This is a genomic window from Tunturiibacter gelidiferens (genome assembly GCF_051013345.1).
GTDB lineage: Bacteria > Acidobacteriota > Terriglobia > Terriglobales > Acidobacteriaceae > Edaphobacter > Edaphobacter gelidiferens_A.
In genome coordinates, this window is record NZ_CP132939.1 from 5,629,718 (window position 1) to 5,643,250 (window position 13,533).

A 13,533-nucleotide genomic window follows, 5' to 3' on the forward strand; every position below is an offset into this window, starting at 1 on the left:
AAGTGGCAGACGGAGTGCAGATGCTCTGCTTGCCACGATAGACTGAAGGTCAGGGTTGAGGACAGATATGACGAGATTGTGGCTGGGTCGTGCGGGTGGGTGGATACTTGTTTGCTGCTTGAGCGTAGCGCCGAAGACGGTGCAGGGGCAGTTGACAGCTGCGGCGCCAGCCGCCAACTCGGTTGCGGCGCAGAGCAAAGCCTTATCCATACTCTTCACGCAGATCTGGGAGGACCGGCTGAAGCGCTCGCCCGAGTTTGCTTCCTCAATCGGAGACAAACGCTACAACGATCAGTTGACGGACTACTCGACCCAGGCGTTGAACACTGCGCTGGCACGCGGACGCGCCTACATTCAGAAGCTCTCGGAGATCGATACGACCGGGCTTACAGACCAGGAAAAACTGTCGGCGGATCTGATGTTGCGTCAGTTGATCGAAGAGCAGGAGGCTGCAAAGTTCAAAGAGTGGCAGATGCCAGTCAATCAGTTTTATGGTTTCCACACCGAGCTTCCGCAGCTTCCGAACCGGTTGCAGTTCGACTCGGTCAAAGACTACGACGACTATATTACGCGGCTCAAAAAAGTTCCGAATGCTTTTTCGCAGATTATGACGAACATGCAGTTGGGCGCGGACGAAGGCCGGGTGCAGGTGCAGTACCTGATGGAGAAGGTGCTGGTGCAGACCCAGGCGCTGGCAAATCAAAAGCCGGAGGAGAGTCCGTTTGCCCAGCCGCTTAGGAAATTCCCGAAGTCAGTGGGCGCGGCTGAGCAGAAGCGGATTTCGGCCGAGACGATCGATGCGATCTCTACCGACGTACTTCCCTCGTACAAACGCTTTGCCGGATTCCTGAAGGCTGAGTACATTCCCAAATCGCGCAAGGAGATTGGGGCTTCAGCGTTGCCGGACGGAGATGCTTACTATGCGTTTCGCATTCGACAGAGCACCACGTTGAGCAAGTCCGCCTCTGAGATCCATCAGATTGGGCTGGACGAGGTGAAGCGCGACGAGGCAGAGATGCTGGCGATTGTGAAGGGCCTTGGCTTCACCGATATCAAGAGCTTTAGTGCCGCGCTGAAGTCCAATCCGAAAGAACACCCTGTCTCGGCCGACGCCCTGATCGATGACTACAAGGGATACATCGCCGGGATGAAACCGAAGCTGCCGGAGCTGTTCGGACGGCTGCCGAAGGCTCCGCTGGAGATTGTTCCTGTACCAGCGTACATGGAAAAAGATCAATCGGCTGCGTACTACGACAACGGCACGCCTGATGGAAGCCGACCGGGCCGGGTTTATGTGAATGAGTACAACTTCGCCGAGCGCTCGCTGGCCCCGGTTGAAGCGGTCTCGTATCACGAGGGGGTTCCAGGGCACCATCTGCAGATCTCGATTGCGCAGGAGCTCACCGGAATTCCAGAGTTTCGAAAGTACACCTACTACACGGCGTATACCGAAGGCTGGGGTCTGTACAGCGAACGGCTTGGCAAGGATGTCGGGTTCTACAAGGATCCCTACAGCGACTATGGCCGGCTGGAGGCGGATATCTGGCGCGCGATCCGGTTGGTCGTGGATACCGGAGTGCACTCTCAACACTGGACGCGGCAGCAGATGGTCGATTACTTCCACGATCACTCGGCGATCGACGAGACCAACATCCAGGCTGAAACCGATCGATACATCGCGTGGCCGGCGCAGGCGTTGGGCTACAAGATGGGACAGCTGAAGATCCTCGAACTGCGGGAGCGCGCTAAGACGGCGCTGGGTCCGAAGTTCGATATCAAGGCGTTTCATGATCAGGTGCTCGACTCGGGTGCGCTTCCGATGGATGTGCTGGAGCAGCGCGTCGATGCGTGGATTGCCGCGCAGAAAAAGTAGGATGCATAGAAAAAGTGCTCTCTGATAGCCTTTGGAGATGAGCGAGAGCTATGAAGTAGTGGTTCCGGCTCCGGTGATGCCGGGGCTGCGGGTAGCGGTATTGGGCGCAGGTAAGATGGGCGGCATTCTGCTGCAGGCCTTCTTGAAGAACAATCTGCTGGCAACGGAGCAGATCTTTGCCACGGTGCAACACGCGGAGCGAGCGCAGGCGTTGTCGGCGCAGTTCGGCGTCGAGGTGACGACCGACAACCTTGCCGCAGCGCAACAGGCAGATGTGATTCTGCTTGGAGTAAAGCCCACACAGGTGCCCGCGTTGATCGAGGAGATCAGGCCTGCGCTGACTCCGAAAAAGACGGTGCTGTCGTTTGCGGCTTCGGTAAAGACCCGCAGTATCGAGGATGGCGCGGGATGCGAACTTGCTGTAATCCGCGCAATGCCAAACACTCCGGCGATGCTGGCTGCGGGTATTACGGCGCTCTGCTGCGGGCGGTTCGTCTCGGCAGAACAGATGGCAATGGCGCAGAAGATCTTCCAGACGGTTGGCCGGACTGTTGTCGTCGATGAAAAGCACATGGATGCGGTGACCGGGCTTTCAGGTTCGGGGCCGGCGTTCCTCTACATCATCATCGAGGCCCTTGCCGAAGCCGGCGTGAACGTAGGACTGCCGCGCGATGTAGCTACTCTGCTGGCCGCGCAGACGACTCTGGGATCGGCGAGGATGGTGCTCGAGACCGGATACCATCCTGCACTACTCAAGGACGCCGTGACGACGCCTGCTGGGTGTACCGTGGATGGCATTCTGGAGCTCGAAGAGGGTGGTCTCCGCGTGACCCTGATCAAGGCGGTGAAGCGAGCGACCCAGCGGGCGAAGGAGTTAGCGAACGGGTAGTCCCAACTCCTTCTTGCAAACAAGCGCAGCGCCACGCTTCGAAACGGCGGCATCAAATGCTGCGTAGAATAACGATATGGCTACGGCTGGGGCAGTAAAGGTGCCGGACGGTTCGACAACGACGAGGCTTGAAGTGTCTCGAGCGCTGGTGCGTTTTGCGTGGGCTGTGGTCGGCTATAACGTGCTGGTGATCCTTTGGGGTGCGCTGGTGCGGGCTACGGGTTCGGGTGCCGGGTGCGGAAACCACTGGCCGCTCTGCAATGGACAGGTGATTCCTTTGTCGCCGCGCATCGACACCGTCATTGAGTTCACGCATCGATGCATGACAGGCGGTTCTACTTTTCTTGTCATCGGGCTACTGATCTGGACGTTCCGTGGAACCGTGAAGGGACAGGCAGCACGAACGCTGGCTGTCGTGTCCATGGTATTGCTGCTGAACGAGGCGTTCCTGGGTGCGTTGCTGGTCAAGCTTGGCTATGTGACCGGCAACCAGTCCATGGGACGAGTGGTGGTGCTCTCCATTCATCTCAGTAACACTCTCCTGCTGCTCGCCGCATTGACGCTTACCGCGCGGCTGTTGGGGACGGGACAGAGATGGGCCGAGTTCAAGGTGAGCGGAGCGAGAAAAATGTGGTCATTGCTGGGGCTTGGCGCGACACTGGTCGTCGGGGTCAGTGGGTCGCTCGCAGCGTTAGGAGATACGTTGTTCCCTGCTTCCTCACTGCGGGCGGCGTTCGCCCAGGACTTTGCAGCGGGCTCGCCTTGGCTCTTGCGATTGCGTGGCGTACACCCGGTCAGCGCTGTGATTGCAGCGGCATTCGTGCTGTGGTTGGTGGGACAGGCCAGGCGCGCGGGTGCGGGTCGTATCGCCGGGGTTGTCCTATGTCTTCTCGGCTTCCAGTTCGCGCTTGGGCTAGCGGATGTTCTGCTGCTGGCGCCGGTGTGGATGCAGATCCTGCATCTGCTGGGAGCGGATCTCTATTGGGTGGCTCTGGTAGTGCTGGCGACGATGGTAGCGTGGCCGAAACAGACTTCGAGCAGAATTTAGACAGCAAGTTGAGCCTTACCTCTCGAGCCCCCGCCGACGAGGCAGAGGCTCGAAGAGATAGCTATCCTCAGACGAAGCCTACTGCGGAGTAGGTTTGCCTGCGATCTTATCGCCCACTTTCTCGGTTCCGTGGGCTGTGTCCTTCGCCGCAACCTTGGTGCCGTGACCAACATCCTTACCCACGGCCTTGGTTCCGTCGGCGGTCTTATCGGCCGCTGTCTTGGTCCCGCTGACGGTCTTGTGAAAGACCTTCTTGGTGCCGGTGGCGGTCTTTTTGGATCCGGTAGCGATGGCGTGGCCCGTATCTTTGGTGGCGTCTTTGGTGTCAGTTCCGGCAGCCTTCAGGTCGTGTCCGGCGCTATCCTGAGCGAGGGCGAAGCTGGCTGAAGTGGACACCGCGAGCGCGGACGCCAGAATGATGAATCCTAGTTTTCTAACTTGCATATTTCTCCTTTTAGGTTCGAATAAACCCTTTACGGGATAGAGTATTGATTCAGGAAAAGCGATTCATAAGCGACACGGCATCTCGCTCTCGGACCCACCCGGTGAGGCGAATCGGATAAAGCCAGAGGGTGTCGATAAGGCACGCTGATCGAGTCACGGTGGCTGAAAAATCGCTGTTGCATATTTGCAACGTTCGAGAGGTGATCTGTTCAAACATCCGATAGACCCGTCTTGAACGGCTGCGTAAATGCGATCTTTCTTAAAACTATACAGACATTCGAAGCCGAAAGTGAATGTCTGAAACGCGGTAGCACTGACGTCGTTAATTTTTCTTGGAAGAATCAACGCGAGCATTGGCTGATTTTTGGGATAGATGAGGGAGCGTTATGGCGAAGCAGATGACGATGGATGTGATTGTGTGCAACCGCGTATTTTTCCAAGCCACCTGGCTATCAGCGGAAGTCTAGAGATGGTTGCAGCACACGAAGCCAAGGGATCAAGCCGATTTTACTGACACCGGAAGAGACCGCGCGCATGGTGCGGTTGAGGGGTATGAGGACGCGAAAAAATTGTGCTGTCCTTTTCAGGACAGCCGAGATCGACGGCATCATTCATCACGCCTCCACACTTCGGCGAGGAACGCGGTCTCGCGAATTCGTACCATCTAGTCCGGTCTGCGGAGTTGCTGGTTTTTGATCAAAAGCTCTGCGACCAAGCGATGGAGTCGAGCGTTCTCCATCTCAAGTTCGCCAAGACGGTCCTTGAAGTGGGCTGCGGACTTTCGACTGTACATGGAGGAAGACGCGTTGTTATGCCCGCCAGGCTCCGCATCCTCTCCAGTGTCGGTGCGACTTGTGTCGATCTCGTTCATATCTGTGTCTCCGCGTGTGAAGCGAAGGGCGCACGGCCGCAACGCATACCTTTACGAAACTTTTCGCGATCCTCGGGTGTCATGTGATCCCAGCGATCTTTCATGCGCTGTCTCCAACGAGCGCGGCCTCCCCCGCCATGCCGGTGAAAGCCTCCAAATAGAATTTTGCTAAGCAAAAACAGGCCGAGGCCCTGCCAAAAGGTAATCATGTGCCATCCAAAGATCGGCGGCATAAGGACATTCCACAAGCTCTTGACCAGGAAGCCGAGCGCTGCGCTGGCAACTACGGCAAATAATGCGATTTTTACCACTTTGACTGCTGGATGATGACCCATATATAACTCCTTATTTCTTGGCGAAATCTTCGTATATCAACTGCAGTCTTTGGCGCAGATGCGTGACGGCATAGTGTTTCCTCGAAAGCAGAGTGTTGACGCTGAGGCCAGTTTCGACAGATATCTCCTTGAAGCTTCGGCCCTGCAACTCATGAGCGATGAAAACTTCCCGCTGCGCCCGGGGCAGCTCTTCAAGAGCTTCTTCCAATGCATCGAGGAGTAAATTCCTGGCATAGGCCGCTTCGGGTCCCGCGTCGACCGAAGGGAGCAGGTCTTCGAGCGTGTCTCCATCCTCTTCGACGGACGCCGGGCTGTTGAGCGAGGCAGGCTTTTTCTACGGAAGAGATCGATCATCCGATTGCGGGCCACACGAAAGAGCCACGCAGTCACATGCTCTACGGGCTTCATTAGGCGATAGGCCTCAAGAAGTTCATAGAAGACGTCTTGAAGGATGTCCTCCGCTTCGCCAGTGTCGGCGACATGTTTACGGATGAAGCTCCGCAGCCTGGGCCTGTCTCTCTCAAGCGCCTGAGAGATGAGTTGGTCCTGCTCGATAATGGTCCAATTGCCCGGAGTCTGACTCATCTATAGGTGTAGACGGATCAAGCGATTGAATATTTTATGACAGTCACGGATTTGTTTTTTTACTTTAATTTGCAGCGGATGCGGTGACCATCGGGGGGCAACCGTCGATATTTCTCGGTTCTTTATACTTTGGATTCATACCATTGGGGTAATCTTTTAGACCTCTATGACTTCTACGAAGCGAACTGCCGGAAGCTCTGCCAGTGCCAGAAAAGCCGTCGGGAAGGTGGTCGAGAATCTTTTTTCAGCCGCGACGAGTCCTGGATGCGTTTCAACCAGCGTGTACTCGAAGAGGCGCAGGACGAGACCAACCCGCTGCTGGAACGAGTGAAATTCCTGGCAATCACTGCCAGCAACCTAGATGAGTTCGTGGAGATCAGGGTCGCTGGTTTCCTTCAGCGGATCGAGGATGGTTACAATCTCGCGCAGCCACCAGACGAGGGCGGGCTCACCCCGCAGGAACGGCTTGATGGCTTGATGGAGCGAATTCATCAATTCGTAGTGGCTCAATATCGGTGCTGGAATGAACAACTGTTACCAGCGATGCAGGTGGCAAAGATTCGTGTACTGCGGTGGAGTCAGCTGAGCGATGCGGCACGGAAACAGGCGTTGGAATTCTACGACGATGAGGTCGATCCTCTACTGACCCCTGTGACCATCGATCCTTCTCACCCCTTTCCGCGAGTGCTAAACAAGGCGCTCTGCATCGGTCTTCTGCTGAGACATAAGCGACGTGGCTTGAAGGCTTCGACGGCCCTGGGAGTGGTGACCGTTCCTCGCGCCCTCCCGCGGCTGGTCCCACTTAAGAGCGCGGACGGAAGCTGTGACTTCATTCTTTTGCATGAGCTCGTCGAGTCTCAAGTAGAGCGGATGTTTCGTGGGTACGAGGTACTGTCTCGGTCAGCATTTCGCGTCACGCGTAATAGTAATCTCTATATGCAAGAGGAGGAGTCACGCTCTGTTCTGGAGAGTGTTCGTGCGGAGTTACATAATCGGCGCAAGGGCGACGCCGTTCGGATGGAGATTGAAAGCTCCGCGGTCGAAGAGATGGTCGAGCGTTTGCGGATCAACTTCGAACTCGAGCCGGAGCAGGTCTTCAGGACCGACGGGCCCGTGAATCTTTCGCGCCTGATGAATCTTTACTCCGAAGTGAAGCGGCCCCAACTGAAGTATCCAGCATTCGCTGCGAAAGAGTTCAAACTGAGCGCAAAGTCCACCGATATCTTCGACGAACTGCGGAAACGGGATGTGATGTTGCATCATCCTTTCGATTCTTACAAAACCGTAGAGGAGTTCATCGAGGCCGGGGCGCAGGATCCCTGTGTGATCTCAATGAAGCAGACACTCTATCGCACAAGCAAAGACTCGCCTATCTTTACTGCTCTTACCGACGCCGGACAGAGTAAAGAGGTGACCGTCGTCGTGGAGCTGATGGCGCGCTTTGACGAAGACTCGAACATCCGCTGGGCACGAGAACTGGAGGACGCAGGTGTCGGTGTGTTTCACGGCATCTTCGGTTTGAAGACCCACTGCAAGTTGTCTCTGCTGGTGCGGCGCGATCCCGATGGCGTGGTACGGCGGTACGTGCACCTGGGGACCGGGAACTATAATCCTGTCACAGCGCGTTTTTACACCGATATCAGCCTTCTGACTTCGAAGCCGGAGTTAACGGGCGAGGTACAGAAGGTTTTCAACTACCTCACCGCTGAAACCGAATCAGAGTCCTATAAGCCTCTTCTGGTCGCACCGTTGACGCTTGCCGACGGCCTTGTCGCGCTCGTTGAACGAGAGGCGGCTCATGCCAAGGCTGGTCGTCCTGCGTCGATCATCGCTAAGATGAACGGCCTGCTGGATCGGCGAACAGTAGAGGCCCTGTACGCAGCTTCAAACGCTGGCGTCGAGATCGACCTGATCATTCGCGGAATGTGTTCCCTAAGACCCGGCCTCAAGGGTGTGAGCGAGAGAATTCGAGTGCGAAGCATAGTGGGACGCTTTCTCGAACACAGTCGAATTTTCTGCTTCGCAAACGGGGGCAAGGAAGAGGTCTACTGCGGAAGCGCGGACTGGATGCCCCGAAATCTGATCGAACGATGCGAGGTAGTATTTCCGATAACCCAGCCGGACCTACACGAGCGGCTGCGCGAGCAGATTCTTGCCGCCTATCTGGCGGATAACACCAAGGCAAGGCTCCTGCGGTCGGATGGTGAGTATGAGCGGGCTCTGAAGACGGGAACTCCGTTCAGTGCACAAAACTATCTGATGCGGGTAGCCGAGGGCGCAGACGAGAAGGTTCCCGAAGCTGCGAAACATGAAAAGATCACAACTCATTAATGCGTCACTGATGTCGAAGGAGACAAAGTAAAAGTGCCGATTGGATCGATAACAGTGAGCGTGGCGGCCGCCGAAGTACTGGCGGGATGATTTTTGTCGCCGGAGTAGTTGACCTGAAGGACGTGCGTTCCGGATTGGAGCGTATTGGTAAGAAGCTGAGTGCAGTGGCGCTAAGGCCAAGGGAGGAGCCGGTGACGTAGACGCCGACAGGAGTGGAGGTGGACGGTTGATAGTTCATATCGCCCGAATAGCTGGCCGTAATGGTGTTGTTGCCAACCGAGAGCTGACTGGCAGGAAAACTAAAGTTCACCAGCCCAGAGTCTGTGGTGAAAGCAGGATAGGCATTTTGCGTGACAACCGCGTTGCCGAGCGTAACCCCACCAGCGGTGAAGGTCACCCTACCACCGGGAGCCACGGCGCCGAAGCCTCCAGGTCCACTCATGGCAAAGCTTTGTGCGTTGATCTGAACAGTGAGTGTAACCGTTGCGCCCGCGGACACGTAACCTGTGTTTGCTTGAAGCAGGCTGTTGGTCTGGGCTTTGGTGATCGTAAACGCGAACGGCCTCGATTGGCTCGGATTAAAGCTCACGTCCCCAGAGTAAGCCGCAGTCAATACATGCACACCTGGACTTAGCGACCGTGTCTGATCTTCGGTATTCGATGCGGCGTTGAGTCGAAATGTGCCGCCATCGAGAGCGAGACCTGAGTCGGCAAGCATGATGTTGCCGGTGGCCACTCCCTGTCCAGAAACACCCGCGACGTCTGCACGGATAAGAAAAAATCCTCCATAGGGGTACGCGGAGCCAGGCCGTACCGGCGTGACGGTACCATTGGCTGGATTGTAGAGCAGAGCCTGCAGGCAAGATTATTGTCGACGATATAGATAGCCGACAGATCGGTGCCCCTGGGAGACCTCGGTTCCTTCCGAGACTACATAATCGATGGTCGCCCCTTTTGCGAATGCAGCCGACCTCTGGGTGTCGATGTCCGCCTCACCTTCGTCCGCAGTGACACCGGGGTTAGGGCCATTGTAGATAATGTTGAGGTACTCGGCTCCAGTCGACGTCGCAGTATTGCCGAGTGGAAGGCTGAAGAGCTTACGGAAGTTGACGAAGTCCGCGGGATTGATGTTGGTCTCTGTCCGACGATGGCGATCGTCTGGCCAGTACCGTCAATCGGAGTGCTAGCGTTCCACCGTGGCAGCACGTTATAGATTGTGGCGAAATCATACGGAGTCACGCCATAGACGGCAATGCCACCACTTTTAACGGTGAAGGCTGGCTGACTCCTGCTCGTAGCTTGCTCCGGCAGGCCAGTCATGAGGTTCGTAGAGGTGTCATGTCGGAAGCTCCCGACCCTGCGGCCTGCAGGCCTGCGTCTGAAGTCGTTGAGCGACGCGATGCCCGACACCACGGGTGCTAGTGCAACTGGAATCTGCGGATCGGAAGCATTCGCAACGTGCTGTTCGCCCCGAACAACGTATCGGTGCGTGTTTGTGTGAAACGCTGTGCGCACCATCCCTGCCGTTCCGCTGAATTCAATCAGCGTACGTCCGGAGTTGACCCGAACGTCGCCGAAGCCGTGTCCTGAGAGCCAGGTAGTAATCGAGGAGAGATCCCGGTCGGACGGGCCAAACGCTGCACCGAAGCTCTACGGAGTGATCCACTGATGGTAAGTCGAGGAGCTCTTGTCCTGCGGTTGATCGATCAAGCGCTGCAGCTCAACCTCCTGCTCGGGACCGCGCTGAAGAATCAAAACCATGCGGCGAAGGAGGACGGCATCGGCCATCGCACCCTGGTCGAACTCGGAGCGAGCCATTGGGTTAGTGTTCCTCGCGAGCGTCGTACGACGACTTTCGTCGACGGGCTGCAAGATCCTCGAACGCAGAGTAGGAAACGATGACTGCGCGAACGTCGATACAAAAGCAGCGAACAACAGCACAATCGCCGGAACAGTAAGCAGCAGCTTTCGGATGATACGAAACATTCTTTCGTTTCCTGCTGCTGAGAAAGACAGAAAAATTCTTAGCAGATAAATTGTGACAAGGACTACAGGGCTGATGCTTTCGTGGTCTATATAGAGCGTCAACGAAAGATAGTCAGTAAGACAGGAATATGCAGAGACGGTTCTATTAAGGGAAGGCCGCGCCCTCAAGGCGCGGCCGGCAAAAGACTAAACCTACTATTTCTACGGCACGTTGTAGGAAATCTGCGCGCTATGCACCAAGGTGCCGCTTATTGCAGTCACCGTAAACGTATAGATACCCTTAGAGGCATTTGTCGTCCCAGTAGGAGGAGGAGTCCCGCCGCTTCCACCGGTGTTGGAGGTGTTTGACCCGCAGCCCACCGCTGTTAGAGCAGAGATGCTAATCACAGCAGCAAGCAGAGCGACCCAACGGCGGCGACGCGGCAGCATAAGCAAACACAATCCAGCAACCGTAGCTCCAGAACTAGCCGCATACCATGGCATCTTAGTCGCGGGATCTCGGCCGGAAGGCTTCAGCGCGGGTCGGATTGAATTCGCGGCCGTCGTCGGTTGAGAAGCTACCACGACAAACGAAGTGGTCACGCCCGTAGAAGTAGTGATTGCGACCGGCGACACAGAGAAACTAGGTGTTGCCGCCATTCCATCATTGTTGCTGAACGTCAGATTGACCGGACCCGTAAATCCGTTGACGGGCGTGATCGTAAAGGTAACCCCCGAGGCTGTAGCTCCTGGCTGCACAGTTGTCGTCGCGCCACAAGTCGCAGGTGCGAAAGAAAAATCAGGCTTACCGGAAGAGGTGGACGAGACTATGTCGACCGACGCGAGCGGGCCATTCGGGTAGAAGTTGGCGTTGATGTTTGGTCCCAGAAGCGTCCCTTTGACCCCGCATAGTTGCCATCGCCAGAGTAGACCGCACTGATGTTGTGCCCCCGGAAGAAAGCGAGGAGGTGACAAGGCTATAGCTCGCGGTTCCACCGGACAGAGTAGTAGTGCCACCCACGACAGCTACATTATCGACAAAAAATTGGATTGTGCCCGTGGGCGTTGGACCCGAAGCAGTCCCTGCAACCGTCACGTTGAGGGCAAGAGTGCCGGCCGAAACCGCGCACAGAGAAACGCTGGTGGTAAGCGCCGTCGTGCTGATGCTAGTCCCACCACCGCTTCCCGTACCCGTGCCGACTGTCGTAACCCCGCTCCAGCCAGTAACGAGTTTATTGACATCAAAGCTGCCGAGGCCCATAGCCAGGTCATAGCCGGTTGTCGCGAAGTATCCAATCGATCCTCCGTTTGGGCAGTCCGGCGTCCCTTGGGTGCAAGTGACCGCGTTGCTTCCGGCAATGGTGTCATGGAAGACGGTACCGTAGGTTGGGCCATTCAGGAAGCCATAGAGAGTTGGTCCAATATTTCCAAGTCCGCCGGCCGCCACGGAACCGAGCTGTTGTTCGACAAGAGCAAGGATGCCGGCGAAGGAAGGCGCAACAAACGAGGTCCCGCCAAACACATTCGGCTGTCCGTTGGAAGAAAGGAAGCCGTTGACACAGGGGTCTCCCCTTGTCCGTCCCCCGAGCTGCAGACCAGGTAACCATCATGCAGGGCTGCCGCATTCAGAGAAATATCAGGAAGATCTCGGGAAGAGTCGTTTGGAACACCTAAACCTGTCTGCCACCGTGGTTTTGAAAAGAAAGCGCTGACACCGCCGCCCCCTGCACCCCCGCGCTGAGTCCCCCGAACCCGAGGTTTCGTTCCAGGGCTGTTCTGGAATGTATGAGATCGCTGAGCCGCCGTTGCTGCCATTATTGCTATTCCAGTATTGGGCTGAATCATTCACATCCCCGCTGAACATCGTCCCGCCTGCAGAGGTGACATACGGAGAGCTGGAAGGAAAGTCAACGTTAAGCCCCTCTGTCGCAAGACCGGTCGCATCGCAGTCGGTAGCACCGGCGTCGCCAGACGAACTGATTACGGTCTGCCCCTGGGCGTTCGCTTGCGCCAGCAGACTGTTGTAACTCGACAACATTGCGGTACCCCAACCGCTCTCGCACAAGCCATAGCTGATGGTGATAATCGGAGCCACCTTGTTGTCGATGGAGTAAGTCAGAGAGTCCGCAAAGATGTTATTGCTGCTGTAAACATAAAGAATCGTGGCTCCCGGAGCTGCCGCACTCGACCACTCAACATCAAGATGGGCTTCATCGACATCGCTCGCCGAGACTCCGGCGTCAGAGCCGCCTGCAGGAATAGCGGATTGCAGCTTGAGATTGATCGCGGGAAGGCCAGCCGCCGACCGAAATTGCGCAACATTCGCGTCCGGAAGCACGTTGCCTGAGGTAAGATCCGTATTTCCCATCACAGCAATTGTTACGCCCGTGCCATTAATCGGCGTGGAAGCGGTAAGCAGAGGATTCTCGTCGTAGATGGTATAGAAATCAGCGGGCGAGATGTAATGACTCGTAACACCGCTCAGAGTTTGCGTGTAGAGGGGCTGCGATGGATCTATCGGGGAAGCTTTTCGCGCACGCAAGTGAGGCTTTGCCTTGAAGTCATTTAGTCCGACGATCGAGGTCACGACACCCGCGATGTCTGACGGAAGCACCGGATCGGTGACATTCGAAATATGCGGTTCGCCGTTGAGCGAAAGATTGTGAATCGAGGTCCCAAAAGCCTGCTGCACCTGCGCAACCGTGCCTGAAAAAGAGATGAACGTAGAGCTCCGAGCCGTCCGGGTGATGGTGAATCCCTGACTGGTGAGCCATGTCGAAACCTTGGCAATATCTGCGCTGCTCAGGCCGAACCGAGTACCAAACTGCTCCGGTGTCAGCCACTGGTGATAACTCCCGGAACCGGGGTTCAACTGATCAGCGAGAAGCTGGCTTAGACTGGCCTGCTGGGCCGAAGTCATGCTGAAGCGCAGTGACATCGACTCGAGCTTCTTGTCGGCCGGCGCAGCACCAAGATCCGTAGAACGCCGTGCCCGGCTCATTATCGTGCCGGGCAGAGAGGTCCGAGAACCGCCGTCGACAGCACTGGCAATTCGGTTCTGGACTGCAGCCTGGCTAAGAGGGCAAAACGCGGAGGCAAGGAGGGTAATGGGGCCAATCAATTGAGAGAGAAAGCGGCTGCGCATTGGATATCTTCTACCTTACTACCGGGTTACGGGGTGGCCTACTGGTC

The 13,533-nt window shown here is 56.4% G+C and carries 12 protein-coding genes and 3 pseudogenes; 4 read left to right on the plus strand and 11 right to left on the minus strand.

All coding sequences use genetic code 11. The features are described from left to right. The first annotated feature begins 67 nt into the window (after nucleotides 1-67). The 3 genes from RBB80_RS28350 to RBB80_RS28360 all read left to right on the plus strand — a co-directional run bounded on the left by RBB80_RS28350 (nucleotide 68) and on the right by RBB80_RS28360 (nucleotide 3,810). Nucleotides 68-1,873, plus strand: a complete 1,806-nt coding sequence (locus tag RBB80_RS28350; protein ID WP_433965533.1) for a DUF885 domain-containing protein — start codon at nucleotides 68-70, stop codon at nucleotides 1,871-1,873. A 37-nt stretch (nucleotides 1,874-1,910) separates the two neighbouring features. Further along, on the plus strand, nucleotides 1,911-2,762 hold the full coding sequence (gene proC, locus RBB80_RS28355) for a pyrroline-5-carboxylate reductase (protein WP_433965534.1): 852 nt from the start codon (nucleotides 1,911-1,913) through the stop codon (nucleotides 2,760-2,762). Between the two features lie 76 nt (nucleotides 2,763-2,838). Beyond that, nucleotides 2,839-3,810: a COX15/CtaA family protein gene (locus RBB80_RS28360; RefSeq protein ID WP_433965535.1), complete on the plus strand. Its 972-nt coding sequence runs from the start codon at nucleotides 2,839-2,841 to the stop codon at nucleotides 3,808-3,810. Between the two features lie 78 nt (nucleotides 3,811-3,888). On the opposite strand, the gene RBB80_RS28365 is transcribed toward RBB80_RS28360, so the two are convergent. The 5 genes and pseudogenes from RBB80_RS28365 to RBB80_RS28385 all read right to left on the minus strand — a co-directional run. After that, nucleotides 3,889-4,254 (minus strand): hypothetical protein, encoded by a 366-nt coding sequence (locus RBB80_RS28365; RefSeq protein WP_433965536.1) that lies wholly within the window; start codon nucleotides 4,252-4,254, stop codon nucleotides 3,889-3,891. 664 nt (nucleotides 4,255-4,918) lie between these two features. Then, the gene (locus RBB80_RS28370) at nucleotides 4,919-5,125 is read right to left on the minus strand and encodes a hypothetical protein (protein ID WP_433965537.1); all 207 of its coding nucleotides are present in this window, start codon (nucleotides 5,123-5,125) and stop codon (nucleotides 4,919-4,921) included. Beyond that, nucleotides 5,122-5,460, minus strand: coding sequence for a hypothetical protein (locus RBB80_RS28375; RefSeq protein ID WP_433965538.1), 339 nt, complete (start codon nucleotides 5,458-5,460; stop codon nucleotides 5,122-5,124). Before RBB80_RS28375 ends, RBB80_RS28370 begins: the two co-directional genes overlap by 4 nt. A 10-nt stretch (nucleotides 5,461-5,470) precedes the next feature. Beyond that, on the minus strand, nucleotides 5,471-5,668 hold the full coding sequence (locus RBB80_RS28380; RefSeq protein WP_433965539.1) for an RNA polymerase sigma factor: 198 nt from the start codon (nucleotides 5,666-5,668) through the stop codon (nucleotides 5,471-5,473). Between the two features lie 167 nt (nucleotides 5,669-5,835). Continuing rightward, a pseudogene (locus RBB80_RS28385) lies at nucleotides 5,836-6,045 on the minus strand (RNA polymerase sigma factor); the annotation flags it as partial. 237 nt (nucleotides 6,046-6,282) lie between these two features. Between RBB80_RS28385 and ppk1 the strand changes: the two are divergent. Then, nucleotides 6,283-8,376, plus strand: a pseudogene (gene ppk1, locus RBB80_RS28390) (polyphosphate kinase 1); the annotation flags it as partial. A gap of 4 nt (nucleotides 8,377-8,380) precedes the next feature. Here the strand turns inward: ppk1 and RBB80_RS28395 are convergent. From RBB80_RS28395 to RBB80_RS28420, 6 genes and pseudogenes are all read right to left on the minus strand, one after another. Further along, nucleotides 8,381-9,235 carry an Ig-like domain-containing protein gene (locus tag RBB80_RS28395; protein ID WP_433969934.1) on the minus strand — a complete coding sequence of 285 codons (855 nt, stop codon included), beginning with the start codon at nucleotides 9,233-9,235 and terminating at the stop codon, nucleotides 8,381-8,383. Nucleotides 9,236-9,306: 71 nt separating this feature from the next. Beyond that, nucleotides 9,307-10,008 (minus strand): annotated as a pseudogene (locus RBB80_RS28400) (protease pro-enzyme activation domain-containing protein); the annotation flags it as partial. 18 nt (nucleotides 10,009-10,026) lie between these two features. After that, nucleotides 10,027-10,362, minus strand: coding sequence for a hypothetical protein (locus RBB80_RS28405; RefSeq protein ID WP_433965540.1), 336 nt, complete (start codon nucleotides 10,360-10,362; stop codon nucleotides 10,027-10,029). A gap of 201 nt (nucleotides 10,363-10,563) precedes the next feature. Beyond that, the gene (locus RBB80_RS28410; protein ID WP_433965541.1) at nucleotides 10,564-11,100 is read right to left on the minus strand and encodes a hypothetical protein; all 537 of its coding nucleotides are present in this window, start codon (nucleotides 11,098-11,100) and stop codon (nucleotides 10,564-10,566) included. A 46-nt stretch (nucleotides 11,101-11,146) separates the two neighbouring features. Then, nucleotides 11,147-11,863, minus strand: a complete 717-nt coding sequence (locus tag RBB80_RS28415; RefSeq protein ID WP_433965542.1) for a hypothetical protein — start codon at nucleotides 11,861-11,863, stop codon at nucleotides 11,147-11,149. 114 nt (nucleotides 11,864-11,977) lie between these two features. Then, nucleotides 11,978-13,486 (minus strand): S53 family peptidase, encoded by a 1,509-nt coding sequence (locus RBB80_RS28420; protein WP_433965543.1) that lies wholly within the window; start codon nucleotides 13,484-13,486, stop codon nucleotides 11,978-11,980. Between the last annotated feature and the right edge of the window lie 47 nt (nucleotides 13,487-13,533).